Here is a 16508-nt window from a genome sequence, read left to right as displayed (position 1 = left end):
GTCGGTCAGGGGCGCTTGGCCGGTTGTTCAAGTTGTTCCAGGGCGGCCTCCAGGGCCAGTCGGTAACCGCTGGCGCCAAGGCCGCAGATCACACCTACCGCTACGTCGGAGAAGTAAGAGTGATGGCGGAAAGCTTCGCGTTTGTGCACGTTCGACAAATGCACTTCGATGAATGGGATGCTCACCGCCAGCAGCGCGTCACGTAAAGCAACGCTTGTATGCGTAAAAGCGGCGGGATTGATCAGGATAAAGTCCACGCCTTCGCCGCGCGCGGCATGGATACGATCAATCAATTCGTACTCGGCATTGCTTTGCAGGTAGAGCAGATGGTGGCCAGCTTCACGGGCCCGGCGTTCCAGATCGAGGTTGATCTGTTCCAGGGTCACTGCCCCGTAGACGCCCGGTTCACGGGTGCCGAGCAGGTTCAGGTTGGGTCCGTGTAGAACCAGAAAGGTCGCCATCGGCTGTTCCTTGTTATCGATGTGGGTACGGCAGAACCCGGCGACTATGCCGCAAAGCCTTTGTGACTGTCCAGTTCTATGCAGTAGGCAGCACGATTAGCGAGGATAGCGCAAAATTTGTGACTAGGGCCTCGAATCCAGTCATTGGCAATACGGTTCTGAACATGCAGGAGATCAAATGTGGGAGCGGGCTTGCTCGCGAATGCGGTGGGTCAGTGATGGATGTGTTGACTGAGACACCGCATTCGCGAGCAAGCCCGCTCCCACATTTTGATCTTCACTTGGCAGCGGATCGGGTTAAACCCGAAAGGCCTGCACCGCCGTATTGAGCTGCCCACCCAGCACCAACAGATGCTCACCCTGGCTGCGCCCCTGCCCAATCCGCAGCAAATTATCCTCACCCAACCGATGAATCCGCTCGCTGTTATCCCGAATCTCACTCACCGCGCCGCTCTGCTGCGCCGTCACATCCGCAATCCGCACCGCCGTGTCAGAAATAGTCTGGATCGCCCCGACAATCTCATCCAACGCGCCATCGGCCGCCTGTGCCTGCTGGGCGGTGGCTTCGGCGTGTTCGACCTGGGCGCGCATACCTTGCACCGATTGGTGCGCGGCGCTTTGCAGGCCAGCGATCAACGTCTGGATTTCTGCCGTGGCGCCGGCGGTGCGCTGGGCCAGGGAACGTACTTCGTCGGCGACCACGGCAAAACCCCGTCCGGCTTCACCGGCACGCGCCGCTTCAATGGCCGCGTTGAGCGCCAACAGGTTGGTCTGGTCGGCAATCGAGCGAATTACCGTGAGTACGCCGCCGATGGTGGCGGATTCTTCGGCGAGTTTTTCGATCATCTGCGCGTTTTGCTGCACTTCGCCCACGAGGGCATGCAAGCCAGTAAGGCTGAGGCCGATTACCCGCTGACCCTGTTGCACGGCTTCACCCGCACTGCGGCTGGCCCCGGCGGCCTGGCTGGCATCACCGGCCACTTGTTGAATGGTGGCTTCCAGCTCCCCCAGCGAATCACGGATCTGCGCGGTATCCCCGGCCTGGCGCTCAGCGCCGTCATGCAGGCCGCTGCTCAATTCGGCGAGGGCGCGGCTGCTGCCGGCGACTTCTTCGGCATTGCCGCGAATGGTGCCCACCAACGCCACCAAATAAGCGCGCAGACGGTTGAGAGAGGCTTCGATGTCGTGCAATTCGCGGTTGGTCTTGCCCAGGGCAATCGACTGGCTGAAGTCACCCTCGGCCCAGGTCGACAGGGCCGGTGCCAGGTTGGTCAGCACGCGGGCCAGGCGCCGTTGCAGGGTGTCGATCAGCAGCGCGATCAGCAGAATCAGGCCGATCATTACCCCTTGCATCACCCGCACTTCACCCTGGATTTGGCCGTGCTGCGCGCGCACCACCGGCTCAAGGCCCGCGATGGCTTGCTGCACTGCGTTGATTTTCAGGTGAGTGGCGGTGGCCAGGTCGGCGCGCTGCTGGATCTGCGCGCGCGTGCGCTTGAGTTCGGCGGGGTAGCGGGTGAGCAGGCTGTTGAGTTCGCGCTTGAGGTCGACGCCGGTGTCTTGGGCCTCGGCTTTTTCGCTGTTTTCCAGGCCCATCAGGGCTGAGAAATCATCGGCGCTGGATTCGGCGCTGGCTTTTACCCCCAGCAGCGGCAGTTTCTCAAGCACGTCAGCCTGGCTGCGGATATTCCCGACTTCACGCTCTACATCATCGGCCAATTCTGCGCGGCCGCTGCTCACCAATTTGTCGCGGGCCAGGGACAGTTTGCCCAGGTGTTGGGAGGCGGCCAGCAGTGGCGGCAGGTAGCGTGCAGCGTCGGCAGAGTTGACGCCGGTAGCGTACTGGCTCAATTGCTCCAGGTTTGCGCCCAATTCCCGTTCGGCTTGCAGCAGCAGCGCCTGCGGGTCGCCAGCCAGTTTGCCGGCGGCCAGCAGGTCGGTCTTACTGAACGAGTCTAGGTCCGTCAGGCTCGGGCGCAGGTTTTGCGCCAGATCAGCAGGCAGTTCATCCAGGTGTTGTAACAAGCTTTCCAGGCTCTGGCTGGCGCTGCTCAAGCGCAAGGCGTCCCCGCTCGCCAGGTAGTCGTCGATATTGCGTGCCGCCTGGTTCTGAAAGGTCTGCGACAGGCCCAGGTAGCGCTCCATCAGCAGATAAGGCCGTTCCAGCGCCCGTTGCGACCACCAGAGCGTGGCCCCGAGGGCCAGGCACACGGCGACGAGAAGAAGGGTGTTGAGATTGGTCAGCAGCTTCAGGCGCATGCGTGGTTTCAACCGACGACAAAAGATAAGTGCCTGAAGTTATTGCGTTTTCGTTACAAGGTTATGACCGAATCAGTGGATTCTGGTGAAAAGATGGCACTTTGCTTTGATGCGTGCGCAGCTTGCACGCGGTTGCGCCCGGCATCCTTGGCGCGGTACAGCGCCTCGTCGGCCTGGGCGGCCATCATCAGGCTGTCGGAGCCGTCGCGCAGCTCCACCAGCCCCGCGCTGAAGGTGCACCACAAGTCCTGCGGCTGGGCGGGGTAGTGGATCTCGGCAAAGCGCCCACGAATCTCATCCAATACTTTGCAGGCCGATTCCAGGTCGGTGTCGGGCATCACGATGGCGAACTCTTCGCCGCCGTAGCGCCCGATGAAGTCGGTTTTGCGCAACCGCTGCTTGAGAAACAGCGCCAGGCTTTTAATCACTCGGTCGCCCATGGGGTGGCCGTGGCTGTCATTGACCCGCTTGAAGTGGTCGATGTCGAGCATGGCAAAGCTCAGCGGCTTGTTTTCGCGGCGGGCGCGGAAGCTACAGTCTTCGAGCAATTGCAGGATATGGGTGTGGTTGTACAGGCCGGTCAGACTGTCGCGCACCATCCGAGCCTTGAGGTGGCGGGCGCGGGCGGCGCGGTTGCGCACGGTGGTAATCAGGTGGCGTGGCTTGATCGGCTTGGTGAGGAAGTCGTCGCCGCCTTCGCTCATGGCGTCCAGTTGCTTGTCCAGGTCGTCTTCGGCCGACAGGTAGATGATCGGCACGCTGACATAACGATCGTTGTGGCGAATCACCTTGGCCAGTTCAGTGCCGGTGCAGGCGGGCATATACATGTCGAGGATGATCAGGTCGGGCTGGAAGTCTGCCAGCTCGGCCATGGCCTGGATCGGCTCGATCAAGGTGCGCGTGACGATGCCGGCACTGTTGAGCAACCGCTCGGTGTGCAACGCCTGGGCCCGCGAGTCGTCGATGATCAGTACTTTATAGGGTTCGTACTGGGCGACGCAGGTGAGCACTTCGATCTTTTCCAGCAGGCTTGAGGCTTCCAGCGTACCGGTGAGAAATTCCTGACCCCCGGCGCGCACGGCGGCCAGGCGGGTGGGGGTATCGGTTTCATGCAGGCTGAAAAACAGCAGCGGCAGCTTTTGCTCCAGACCTTCCTGGGCTTCGGCAGCGAGCTTGAGGCCCAGGCCTGCGCCGCAGAAGTCCACGTCCATCACAATCGCCGATGGCAGGCGCTCGGCCATTGAGGCGCGAAACGCGGCTACGCTGTCCAGGGACTGGGCGCTCATGCCAAAGAATTCCAACTGCTTGGCCAGGCGTTCGGCGCGCTCATGGTCGGCGAGCATCACGTAGATCGGCTTGCGCATTGGCGGCAGGAAGGTTTGTTCCAGCTGGTCGCCTTGGCGCAGGCCGGTACGCGACAAGCGCTGCATCAAACGATTGAGCTCGGTAATCAACTGGCTGCTGAGGCGGCCGCGATTTTCGTCCACCTGCTTGAGTGACTCGCCGATATGGCGCGCCAACTGGCCGTGCTCCGGTTGCTCGAAGCGCTCGGCAAAGCGCAGCAGGCGCAGGTTGGCTTCGCTGAGTTCAGAGAGGTCAGCGGTGGACCATTCGCTACGTTGCAGGCGCTGCCAGATCTCAAGAATTTGACGTGCCTGATGAATTACCCGCTGGGCAAAATGGTGCTTGAGACGCTCACGGCTGGGGTCTTCTGGCTCGGTCATATCCTGACTACTAGTTAGGCTGCATGCTGAGGTCGAACTGATGGCTCTATGCTAGCACCTCTTATCCATAGGATGAGTGTCGTACGTCAATAAACTGCATCTGTGTGAAATTCAGTTATTGACCCAGTGGTCGCGCAGCGCAAAAAACGTGCATCCTTTATAGTCCAACCTCGCTGTCGTGCCAGTTTCGTTATAAAAGCCTCGCACTGGCGGCACGATGGGGTAGGGTTGTGGTCGGAGTGTTTGAACGCACGCCATCAATTCAAGTGCATGAACTCAAGTGATTGAAAGGATATCGCCATGCTGGACTGGAAAAACCGTGCAGGCAGTGCCAAAGGCCCCGCCCCTGAGCCCAAGTCGGCCAACCGCGGCTACGTTCGCAGCTTGCTGATGAGCAAAGCCTTGCTCAGTGTGTTGTGCTTGTACCTGTTGGTCACTGGTGCCCTGGGTTGGTACTGGAGCGAAGAGCCGGCGCTGTTCCCGGTCCAGCAAAATGCGCAGATTGCCGCCGAAAAAGACGGCAAGCAGATGGTGGTGGGTTTCACCACTGTCGAAACCCTCAAGACCGTGGTCGGCACCTTGCTGAACAAACCCGGTGGCTACATTTCCAACGACCGTTTCCCTCCGGGCCTGTGGATGGACAACATGCCGAGCTGGGAATACGGCGTGCTGGTGCAGGTGCGTGACCTGACCCGTGCCCTGCGTAAAGACTTCGCCCGCTCCCAGTCGCAGTCGGCTGAAGACGCTGACTTGGCCAAGGCCGAGCCGCGCTTCAACTTTGACAACAAGAGCTGGGTGCTGCCGTCCAGTGAGTCGGAATACCAAGAGGGCATCAACTCCCTGAGCCGCTATGAAGCGCGCTTGTCCGACCCGAACCAGCGCGGCGCGCTGTTCTATGCCCGTGCCGACAACCTCAACAACTGGCTGGGCGATGTCGCCACCCGCTTGGGTTCGCTGTCGCAACGCCTGTCGGCCAGTGTGGGCCGGGTGAAACTGAACACCGCACTGAAAACCGAAGCCCTGGCGCCAGGTGAAGTGCCGCAGGTTGATGAAGAAGTGGTGGAAACCCCATGGATGCAGATCGACAACGTGTTCTACGAAGCCCGTGGCCAGGCCTGGGCCTTGTCCCACTTGCTGCGCGCCATCGAAGTCGACTTTGCCGACGTACTGGCCAAGAAGAACGCCACCGTCAGCGTGCGTCAGATCATTCGTGAGCTGGAAGCCTCGCAAGAGCCGGTATGGAGCCCGATGATCCTCAACGGCAGCGGCTTTGGCGTATTGGCCAACCACTCGCTGGTCATGGCCAACTACATTTCCCGGGCCAACGCGGCCGTGATCGATTTGCGTCAACTGCTCAACCAGGGTTGATGATGGACGCCACTCAAAAGGAGGCCGCCCACCGTGCGGCCTCCGACGCCGAGCTGATTTGCTGGGTCGACGAGCAGGACAACCTGCTCGGTGCCCTTGTCCGCTCCGATTTGCGCCAGCGCGGCCTGATTGGTCGTTGCACCTTTATCTTCCTGTTCAACTCGGCCGGTGAGCTGTGTGTGCATCGGCGCACCCTGAGCAAAGCCATGTACCCTGGTTTTTGGGACACGGCGGCCGGTGGCATGGTGGCAGCGGGGGAGAGTTACGCCGATTCGGCGGCCCGCGAGCTGCAAGAGGAGCTTGGTGTGGGCGGGGTGGAGTTGGTCGAACATGACCATTTCTACTTTGAGGATGGCGACAGCCGGCTGTGGTGCACGTCCTACTCTGCCGTGTGGGACGGGCCTCTACGTTTGCAGCCCGAAGAGGTCATGGAAGCACGATTTTTACCCATCGAAACCGTCCTGCAGGACGCTGAGCAAAAGCCCTACTGCCCGGATGCCCAAGAGGGCCTTCGTCGCTATCTCGCCTCGCGTCGCTAAAGCTGCATAAATTGGCGCCATTTGGCCCTTAGCAAGTCGGCTTTTTGCCGTTACACTGCGCGACTTTTCACCCGAGCCATCCTGCTATTAGGAGTAGGGCGGTTCGGTAGCGCTGCCCCTGCCTGAGTGGGGCTTCGCGGTCGGTGTTCCCCTTGGCGGGTGCCGATCAGTCTTTGTCCTCCCAAGAGGATTGCCGGTGGCCAAAAAAGCCGCATCCTTCGCCGCCCTTGGTGGCCTGGTATTTTCCACCGACGCAGGTCGACACTGCCCGGACTGTCGTCAGCCCGTGGACGCGTGCATCTGCAAACAGACCCTGATCCCTGAAGGCGACGGTATTGCCCGCGTGCGACGCGAGAGCAAGGGCCGTGGCGGCAAGACGGTGACCACCATCACCGGGGTGCCGTTGGCCGAGGATGCTCTGAAGGAACTCGCCACCACGCTGAAAAAGCGCTGTGGCACTGGTGGCGCGTTGAAAGACGGCGTCATCGAGATCCAGGGCGATCACGTCGAGTTGCTGTTGGCCGAGCTGATCAAGCTCGGGTACAAGGCCAAGAAGTCCGGCGGCTGAAAGCCTCTTCCCGACCTGTGTCTAAACTCTGTCCTGCGCGTGGGGTCCTACCTTGCACGCAGGCAAATCGTCATTTTCATTCTTTAGACTGCGCCAGCCTCTGATAGGGGCGGTGTTTTCGACTTCATTTATAGGGGACTTCGATGTCCGTACGACGCACACGCAAAGACGATGGCAGCCAATGGACAGTTGCGGACAGCCGCAGTGTTTACGGGATTCGCCATTGGGGGGCCGGGTATTTCGCGATCAATGAAGCCGGTCGCGTAGAAGTCCGTCCGAACGGCCCCAACAGCACGCCTGTCGACCTGTACGAGCAAGTCGACGAGCTGCGCAAAAGCGGCCTGTCGTTGCCGCTGCTGGTGCGCTTCCCCGACATTCTGCAAGACCGTGTACGCCAGTTGACCGGCGCCTTCGATGCGAACATCGAGCGCCTGGAATACCAGAGCAAGTACACCGCGCTGTACCCGATCAAGGTGAACCAGCAGGAAGCGGTGATCGAGAACATCATCGCTACCCAGGACGTTTCAATCGGCCTGGAAGCCGGTTCCAAGCCGGAACTGCTGGCCGTACTGGCCCTGGCGCCGAAGGGCGGCACCATTGTTTGCAACGGTTATAAAGACCGTGAGTTCATCCGCCTGGCGTTGATGGGTCAGAAGCTTGGCCACAACGTATTTATCGTGATCGAGAAAGAATCCGAAGTGGAGCTGGTGATCGAAGAGGCCGCCAGCCTCAAGGTCAAGCCACAGGTTGGTTTGCGCGTGCGTTTGTCATCGTTGGCGTCGAGCAAGTGGGCAGACACCGGCGGCGAGAAATCCAAGTTCGGGTTGTCGGCCGCGCAACTGCTGTCCGTCGTCGAGCGCTTCCGCGCCGCCGGCCTGGACCAGGGCATCCGCCTGCTGCACTTCCACATGGGCTCGCAGATTGCCAACCTGGCCGACTACCAGCACGGCTTCAAGGAAGCCATTCGCTACTATGGCGAACTGCGCAACCTCGGCTTGCCGGTCGACCACATCGACGTGGGCGGCGGCCTGGGTGTGGACTACGACGGTACCCACTCGCGTAACGCCAGCTCCATCAACTACGACATGGACGACTACGCCGGCGTGGTCGTGGGCATGCTCAAGGAATTCTGCGATGCGCAGAGCCTGCCGCACCCGAACATCTTCTCCGAAAGCGGCCGTTCCCTCACCGCCCACCACGCCATGCTGGTGGTGCAGGTCACCGATGTCGAGAAACACAACGACGAAATCCCGCTGATCGAAAACAAGGAAAGCCTGCCCGAAACCGTGCAATGGCTGGTGGACCTGCTCGGCCCGACCGACATCGAGATGGTTACCGAAACCTACTGGCGCGCCACTCACTACATGAGCGACGTGGCCACCCAGTACGCCGACGGTAAGCTGACCCTGGCCGAAAAAGCCCTGGCTGAGCAATGCTACTTCGCCGTGTGCCGCCGCCTGCACAACTCGTTGAAGGCCCGCCAGCGCTCGCACCGCCAGGTGCTGGACGAACTCAACGACAAGCTGGCCGACAAGTACATCTGCAACTTCTCGGTGTTCCAGAGCCTGCCGGACACTTGGGCGATCGGCCAGGTACTGCCGATCTTGCCGCTGCATCGCCTCGACGAAGAGCCGCTGCGCCGCGCCGTGCTGCAAGACCTGACCTGCGACTCCGACGGCAAGATCAAGCAGTACGTCGACGAGCAGAGCATCGAGACCAGCCTGCCGGTGCACGCCTTGAACGAAGGTGAAGACTACTTGCTGGGCATCTTCCTGGTCGGTGCCTACCAGGAAATTCTCGGCGACATGCACAACCTGTTCGGTGACACCGACTCGGTGAACATCTACCAGCGTGAAGACGGTTCGGTGTACAGCGCCGGCATCGAGACCCATGACACTATCGAAGACATGCTGCGTTATGTGCACTTGTCGCCGGAAGAGTTGATGACGCATTACCGTGACAAGTGCGCGAGCGCGAAGATCAGTGCTTCGGAGCGTACGCAGTTCCTGGATGCGTTGCGATTGGGGCTGACGCGGTCTTCGTACTTGTCCTCGTAATTCAAGCTGACGGTAATCCAATGTGGGAGGGGGCAAGTCGCACCGCCCCTCCCACATTTAGATCTTCATCTGGTAGTACCTTTCGTGTGAGGGCTGGACGATGTTGAGCAAATGGCTGCAAGCCTTCACCCTGGCATTCGCCGCACTTCTCGCGGCATGCTCCCCCATCAAAGTGCTCAACGCACTCACCCCCTCCAGCACCTTCAGCAAAACATCGGCTATCGCTTATGGCGATGATCCTCGCCAAAAACTCGATATCTACCGCCCTGCGCCTGCCATCGCCCACGCCCCCGTGGTGGTGTTTTTCTACGGCGGCAGCTGGAACTCAGGCGCTAAAGAAGATTACGGTTTTGTCGGCGAAGCCCTGGCCTCACGCGGCATCGTCGTCGTCATCGCCGACTACCGACTTTACCCCCAAGTGCGTTACCCCGCCTTTCTCCAGGACGGCGCCCAAGCGGTGGCCTGGACACACCAACACATCGCCGACTACGGCGCCGACCCCAAGCAACTCTATGTGATGGGCCACAGCTCCGGGGCCTACAACGCCTCGATGCTCGCGCTGGATGCGCGCTGGCTGAATGCAGTCGGTTTATCGCCGTCGATTTTCAAAGGCTGGATCGGCCTGGCCGGGCCGTATGATTTCTTGCCGATTGAGAACCGGGATGTGCGACCGGTGTTTTTCTTCCCGGATTCGCCGCCCGACTCCCAGCCGATCAACCATGTGAGTGCCGAGGCACCGCGAACGCTGCTGATCGCCTCGACGGATGACGACCTGGTCAACCCCACGCGCAATACCGGTGGGCTGGCGCGCACGCTTCGGGCAGCCGGTGTGCCTGTAGAAACGTTCTACTTCAGTAAAACCAGCCACGCGACGTTGGTGGCCTCCCTCTCCCGGCCGCTACGCTGGCTTGCACCGGTCTTGGACCGTGTGACGGCGTTTATCCAAGCCACTGATTCTGCCGGTTCAAGCGCCACGCAATCGCCCACAACGTAAGGCTGCGCAGGGCCATGAACAGCAGGAAGGTGATCCACAGGCCGTGGTTGCCCAAGCCTTGCATCGCCCAGGCGATGGGCAGTGTCAGCAACAGCGTCAGCAGCATGCCGTTGCGCATTTCCCGCGCGCGGGTGGCGCCGATGAACAGGCCGTCCAGCAAGTAACTCCACACCGCAATCAACGGCAGCACTGCCAGATACGGCAGGTAGATGTCAGCAGTTTCGCGCACGCTGGGGATATCGGTCTGCATGGCGATAAACAGGTGCCCGCCGAGGGTAAACAGCAGCGCGAAACCGACGCTGGCGATCAACGACCAGCCGCCGGCCACCACCAGCGAGCGGCGCAAGGCGTGGCGGTCGTGGGCGCCGATGGCGTGGCCGCACAGGGCTTCGACCGCATGGGCCAAGCCGTCCAGCGCGTGAGCGGTCAGCAACAAACCGTTGAGCAGCAGCGCATTGGCCGCCACGGTCGCGTCGCCCAGGCGTGCGCCCTGCACCGTGATCATGAAAAACACCGATTGCAGCGCCAGGCTGCGGATGAAGATGTCACGGTTCACCGCCAGCAACGGGCGCCAGCTCTCCCAAAGCTTCAATGCTGCCCAGGCGATATGGCCGGGGTAGGCGCGCAGGGCTTTTTGCGTCATGGCCAGGCCCAGCAGGGCGCCGGTCCATTCGGCGATCACGGAGGCTCTTGCCGACCCGACCACGCCCCAATCCAGGCCGAGTACGAACCACAGGTTCAGGGCGATATTCACTAAGTTGGTGGTCAACAAAATCGCCAGCGGTGCTCGGGCGTTCTGCGTGCCGAGGAACCAGCCCACCAGCGCGTAGCTGGCCAGGGCGGCGGGCAGGCCGAACAGACGGGTGTGGAAAAAGTCCTGGGTCAGTTGATTGAGTTCGGGGGAGGGCTGCATCCACTCCAAAGCCAGATGGCTTAGCGGAATACCGACGGTGCCGAGCACCATCGCCAACCCCAGCGCCAGCAGCAAACCTTGCAGCAGGATTTGCCGCAGCGCCGCCCCGTCATTGCGCCCGGCGGCTTGCGCAGCGAAGCCGGTGGAGCCCATGCGCAGGAAACCCATGGCCCAGGCCAGAAAGGTATACAGGCTGGCGCCCACGGCCACGGCGCCCAATTGGTGGGCGTGGGGCAGGTGGCCGATGACCATGCTGTCGACCAGCGCCACCAAGGGCACCGAGATATTCGACAGGATCATCGGCGCGGCCAGGGCCCAGACGTTGCGGTGGGTGGGGCGGTGGCGCCAGTCGGTGAGCAGGGATTTCATGAAGGCTCCTTGGGGGAGCAGCATTGTAACTGGCCCTCAGCAACACTACAGGACCAATGTGGGAGGGGGCTTGCCCCCGATAGCGGTGTGTCAGTCACAGACTATTTGGCTGACCCACTGCCATCGGGGGCAAGCCCCCTCCCACATTTGGATCTCTGTTGTTTGTGGGATTTGGCTTGGCTGATGTGCTTTCAAGAACCAAACCACCCTCCGTCGGTCAATGTGACCAGCACCACATCGGCCCCACTCAGGCTGATATATAGTTCATCCCCTCGGCCCCCTTCACAACGAGTGCCCCATGCTTAACAAAGGACTGTTCCTGGCCTGCGCGCTGGCCCTGCTGAGCGCCTGCGATTCCTCCGACAAACCCACCGCACCGCCTACTCCCACCGTGGCGCCAGCGCCAAAACCGGCCAAGGCAGTGGTGGACGTGGCGGCGCTGAAGCAGCGCTACGCCGGGCGTGAGTTAAGCGTGGTGGACGTGTCCGAAGTGCAGCTCGATGGGGCCAGCACGCTCTCCGTGAGTTTTTCCATCCCGTTGGACCCCGACCAGAAGTTCGCCGACAAGCTCCACCTGGTGGACAGCAAGTCCGGCAAGGTCGATGGCGCCTGGGAGATCTCCGACAACCTGATGGAACTGCGCCTGCGCCACCTGGAGCCGCAGCGCAAACTGGTACTGACGGTCGATGCCGGTGTGAAAGCCGTCAACGACAACAAGCTTGCCGCCGAGTACATCGCCCGCCTGGAAACCCGCGACTTGCAAGCCACCGTCGGCTTCGCCAGCCGTGGCACCTTGCTGCCGACCCGTTTGGCCGAAGGCTTGCCGGTGATCGCGCTGAATGTCGACAAGATCGACGTCGAATTCTTCCGCATCAAGCCCGAGTCCCTGCCCACCTTCCTGGCGCAATGGGGCCGCAATACCAGCCTGCAAAGTTATGAGTCCCGCGAACTGCTACCGCTGGCCGATCTGGTCTATGGCGGCCGCTTCGACCTGAACCCGGCGCGCAACACCCGCGAAACCTTGTTGCTGCCTATCGCCGGCCTCAAGCAATTGCAGCAGCCCGGCGTGTACCTGGCCGTGATGCGTGCGTCCGGCACCTACAACTATTCCCAACCGGCCACACTGTTCACCCTGAGTGACATCGGCCTGTCGGTGCACCGCTACGCCAATCGCCTGGATGTGTTTACCCAGGCACTGGAAGGCGGCAAGGCGTTGGATGGCGTTGACCTCGAAGTGCTTGACGGCGACGGCCGTGTGGTCGGCCAAGGCAAGACCGAGAACGGTGGCCACGCCGAGTTGCCGCTGCCGAAAAAGGCTCAGGTGTTGCTGGCCAAGCAAGGCGAACAAACCAGCCTGCTGCGACTCGACAGCGTTGCGCTGGACTTGGCCGAATTCGATATCGGCGGCCAACTGTCCCACCCGTTGCAGTTCTTTGTGTTCGGCCCACGCGACCTGTATCGCCCCGGCGAAACCGTGCTGCTCAACGCCCTGTTGCGAGACAAGGATGGCAACGCCGTCAAGCCGCAGCCGGTGAGCGTCGAAGTGCGCCGCCCGGATGAGCAGGTGAGCCGCAAGTTCGTATGGGATGCCGATGCTTCCGGCCTCTATCAATATCAACTGCAACTGGCCGGCGAAGCACCGACCGGGCGCTGGCAGTTGGTATTCGACCTGGGCGACGGCAAGCCGCAGCTGTATGAATTCCTCGTCGAAGACTTCCTGCCCGAGCGCCTGGCGCTGGAACTCAAGGGCAGCGACACGCCTTTGAGCCCGTCGGACAACCCCGTGATTCAGGTCAACGGCCGCTACCTCTACGGCGCACCCGCGTCGGGCAATCGCGTCAGCGGCCAAGTCTATGTGCGGCCGTTGCGCGAGGCGGTCAAGTCACTCCCCGGCTACCAGTTTGGCTCCGTCACCGAAGAAGAACTGAGCCAGGATTTCGAGTTGGACGAGAGCGTGCTCGACGCCAAGGGCCAGCAAGCGCTGACCCTGGAAAGCAAATGGGCCGACGCCAAATCGCCACTGCAATTGATCGTGCAAGCCAGCCTGCAAGAGTCGGGCGGGCGGCCGATCACCCGGCGCCTGGTGCAACCAATCTGGCCGGCAGAGCAACTGCCGGGCTTGCGCGGGATGTTTGACGGCAAGGAAACCAATGGCGATGGCCCGGCGGAATTCGAAGTGCTGCTGGCCAATCAGGACGGGCAAAAACTCGCCGCGCAAAACCTCAAGGTTCGCTTGGTGCGCGAGCGCCGTGACTACTATTGGAACTACTCCGAGAACGATGGCTGGAGCTACCACTTCAACGAGAAATTCCTCAACCTCGATGAGCAGACCCTGAACATCAAGGCCGGTGACACCGCCAAGGTCAGCTTCCAGGTGGAGTGGGGCCCGTATCGCGTCGAGGTTGAAGACCCGCAGACCGGGCTGGTCAGCAGCCTGCGTTTCTGGGCCGGTTACCAGGCCCAGGACAACACCGAAGGCGGCGCGGTACGCCCCGACCAGGTGAAGCTGGCGCTGGATAAACCAGCCTATGGCGACGGCGATACCGCCAACGTCACCGTCACCCCGCCGGCTGCCGGTAAAGGCTACCTGTTGGTGGAATCCGCCGAAGGCCCGCTGTGGTGGCAGGAAATCGACGTGCCGGCCGAGGGTAAAAGCTTCGCCGTGAAGCTCGACCCGAAATGGTCGCGCCATGACTTGTACGTGAGTGCGCTGGTGATTCGCCCCGGTGAACGCAAAGCCAATATCACCCCCAAACGTGCGGTGGGCTTGCTGCATCTGCCGCTGGATCGCACCCAGCGCAAACTCGGCCTGACCCTCAGCGCACCGGAAAAAATGCGCCCCAAACAACCGCTCACGGTGAAAGTCGCCGCCAAGAATGCCGATGGCAGCGTGCCCAAACAGGTGCATGTGCTGGTAGCCGCAGTGGACGTCGGCATCCTGAATATCACCGAGTACCCCACGCCCGACCCTTACTCCAGCCTGTTTGGCCGCAAGGCCTACGGCGTGGACCAGTTCGACATCTACGGCCAACTGATCGAAGCCGGCCAAGGCCGCTTGGCCAGCCTGGCTTTTGGTGGTGACGCGGTGCTGGCCAAGGGCGGCAAGCGCCCGGACACCAGCGTGACCATCGTCGCCCTGCAAAGCGCGCCGGTGACCTTGAATGAGCAGGGTGAGGGCGAAGTCAGCGTCAACATCCCGGATTTCAACGGCGAACTGCGCCTGATGGCCCAGGCCTGGAGCGATGATCGCTACGGCATGGCCGAAGCCAAGACGGTGATCGCCGCGCCGCTGATCGCCGAGCTGTCGGCGCCGCGTTTCCTGGCCGGTGGTGACCAGACCACCTTGGCGCTGGACCTGTCCAACCTGTCGGGCAAGGCGCAAAAACTCGATGTGCAACTGAGCGCCGACGGGCAGTTGGAATTGGCCAACGGTGGCGCGCAAACCGTCGAGCTCAAACAGGGCCAGCGCACCACCCTGCGCATCCCGGTCAAAGCCTGGGGCGGGTTGGGGCAGGGCAAGGTCAAGGTCACGGTCAATGGCCTGGACTTGCCGGGTGAGAACCTGCCGCCGTTCAGCCGCGAATGGACACTGGGCGTACGCCCGGCGTACCCGGCGTTGCTCAAGCAGTACCGCGCCGTGCTCAAGGACCAGCCATGGAGCTTGCCGGCGGGCGCGCTGGATCAGTTCGACGCCTCGGGGCGTGAGGCGCTGCTGAGCCTGTCGAGCCGGCCGCCGTTGAACCTCGGCGCGCAGATCAGCGCACTCAAGGCTTACCCCTATGGCTGCCTGGAACAGACCGCCAGCGGCCTGTACCCGTCGCTGTATGCCGATGATGCGTTGCTCAAGCGCCTGTCGATCAAGGGCGAGTCGGACGTTGAGCGCAAGCGCAAAATTGAAATCGGCATCGAACGCCTGCTGGGCATGCAGCGCTACAACGGCAGCTTTGGTTTGTGGGGCGCCGATGGCGAAGAAGAATATTGGCTGACCGCTTATGTCACCGACTTCCTGCTGCGCGCCCGCGACCAGGGGTTTGCGGTGCCGTCTGAGGCCCTGAAAAAGGCCAGCGAACGCCTGCTGCGTTATGTGCAGGAACGCAACCTGATCGAAGTCGATTACAGCGACAACGCCGACCACACCCGTTTTGCCGTACAGGCCTACGCCGGCATGGTGTTGGCGCGTAGTCAGCAGGCACCGTTGGGGGCGCTGCGCAGCCTCTTCGAGCGCCGCAGCGAGGCGCGCTCTGGGTTGCCGCTGGTGCAACTGGCGATTGCGCTGCAAAAGATGGGCGACCAACCGCGTGCGGACCAGGCGCTCATGGCCGGCCTGGCGGCGCAGCGCAAGGCCAATGAATGGCTGGCCGACTACGGCAGCCCACTGCGTGACCAGGCGATGATCCTGGCCTTGCTGGAAGAAAACGACCTGGCCAAGGGCAAGCGTGAAGAGCGCCTGTTCACACTGTCGGATCAGTTGGCGGCCAGCCCGTACTTGTCGACCCAGGAGCGTAATTCGTTATTCCTGGCCGGGCGCCTGGGCTTTGCCAAGCCGGATGCGAACTGGCAAGTGACGCTCACCGGCAGTGGCGGTGTGCAGGAGCTCAATAACCAACAGTCGACACTGGCGCTGGCGGGCACGGCGTTGTCCAGCGACCTCAGCCTGAGCAATCAGGGCGAGGCGCCGGTGTACCAGCAACTGACGATCTCGGGTTATCCACAAGTGCCGCCGCCGGCGCGTGGGGATAACTTGAGCATTCGCCGCGAATACCTGGGTATGAACGGCCAGCCGCTGAACCTGCGTAGCCTCAACAGCGGTGATCTGGTGCTGGTGCATTTGGCGGTGAACGCCAAGCAGCGTGTGCCGGATGCCCTGGTAGTGGACTTGCTGCCCGCGGGCCTTGAGCTGGAAAACCAGAACCTGGCGCAAAGCGCCGCCAGCCTGGAAAACGCCAGCAGCCAAGTGAAGGAATGGCGCGAGTCGATGCAAAACGCGTCCCTCAAGCACCAGGAGTTCCGTGATGACCGTTATGTGGCGGCGATGAATTTGGATGAGGGCGGCACCACGCACCTGCTGTACTTGGCGCGTGCCGTGACGCCGGGCACTTACCGTGTGCCGCCGCCGCAGGTGGAGTCGATGTACCGGCCGAACTGGCAGGCGGTGGGCGAGACCCCAGCCGATCTGGTGATCAAAGGCCGCTGATATCCGACTGAGGGAACCGGTTCTAAGCTGTGGGAGCTGGCTTGCCTGCGATAGCTATCTGT

General features: G+C 61.8%; 10 protein-coding genes. 6 read left to right on the top strand and 4 right to left on the bottom strand.

Going from position 1 to position 16508, the window contains the following annotated elements:
* Positions 1-5: 5 nt before the first annotated feature.
* From aroQ to ICY20_RS09370, 3 genes are all read right to left on the bottom strand, one after another.
* Positions 6-461, bottom strand: coding sequence for a type II 3-dehydroquinate dehydratase (gene aroQ / locus ICY20_RS09380; RefSeq protein WP_056860456.1), 456 nt, complete (start codon positions 459-461; stop codon positions 6-8).
* Positions 462-758: 297 nt separating this feature from the next.
* A complete protein-coding gene (locus ICY20_RS28385; RefSeq protein ID WP_407692620.1) occupies positions 759-1307 on the bottom strand; it encodes a methyl-accepting chemotaxis protein in 549 nt (182 codons plus the stop codon).
* 1466 nt (positions 1308-2773) lie between these two features.
* Positions 2774-4444, bottom strand: coding sequence for a response regulator (locus tag ICY20_RS09370; RefSeq protein ID WP_159962936.1), 1671 nt, complete (start codon positions 4442-4444; stop codon positions 2774-2776).
* Positions 4445-4744: 300 nt separating this feature from the next.
* Between ICY20_RS09370 and ICY20_RS09365 the strand changes: the two genes are divergently transcribed.
* From ICY20_RS09365 to ICY20_RS09345, 5 genes are all read left to right on the top strand, one after another.
* Positions 4745-5812, top strand: coding sequence for a DUF2333 family protein (locus ICY20_RS09365; protein ID WP_159962937.1), 1068 nt, complete (start codon positions 4745-4747; stop codon positions 5810-5812).
* Positions 5813-5814: 2 nt separating this feature from the next.
* Positions 5815-6351 carry an NUDIX hydrolase gene (locus tag ICY20_RS09360; protein WP_159962938.1) on the top strand — a complete coding sequence of 179 codons (537 nt, stop codon included), beginning with the start codon at positions 5815-5817 and terminating at the stop codon, positions 6349-6351.
* Between the two features lie 196 nt (positions 6352-6547).
* A complete protein-coding gene (locus ICY20_RS09355) occupies positions 6548-6919 on the top strand; it encodes a translation initiation factor Sui1 (RefSeq protein WP_043049484.1) in 372 nt (123 codons plus the stop codon).
* Between the two features lie 143 nt (positions 6920-7062).
* Positions 7063-8976: an arginine decarboxylase gene (gene speA, locus ICY20_RS09350; RefSeq protein ID WP_159962939.1), complete on the top strand. Its 1914-nt coding sequence runs from the start codon at positions 7063-7065 to the stop codon at positions 8974-8976.
* 100 nt (positions 8977-9076) lie between these two features.
* Positions 9077-9970, top strand: a complete 894-nt coding sequence (locus tag ICY20_RS09345; RefSeq protein WP_159962940.1) for an alpha/beta hydrolase — start codon at positions 9077-9079, stop codon at positions 9968-9970.
* Here ICY20_RS09345 and ICY20_RS09340 read toward each other — a convergent pair.
* On the bottom strand, positions 9915-11252 hold the full coding sequence (locus ICY20_RS09340; RefSeq protein WP_159962941.1) for an MATE family efflux transporter: 1338 nt from the start codon (positions 11250-11252) through the stop codon (positions 9915-9917). The two genes, ICY20_RS09345 and ICY20_RS09340, sit on opposite strands and share 56 nt — an antisense overlap.
* Positions 11253-11550: 298 nt before the next feature.
* Between ICY20_RS09340 and ICY20_RS09335 the strand changes: the two genes are divergently transcribed.
* Positions 11551-16446, top strand: coding sequence for an alpha-2-macroglobulin (locus ICY20_RS09335; protein ID WP_194937341.1), 4896 nt, complete (start codon positions 11551-11553; stop codon positions 16444-16446).
* Positions 16447-16508: the final 62 nt, after the last annotated feature.

It is taken from the genome of Pseudomonas pisciculturae (assembly GCF_015461805.1).
In the GTDB taxonomy this organism is placed as follows: domain Bacteria; phylum Pseudomonadota; class Gammaproteobacteria; order Pseudomonadales; family Pseudomonadaceae; genus Aquipseudomonas; species Aquipseudomonas pisciculturae.
This window is presented reverse-complemented; position numbering and strand designations above follow the sequence as displayed.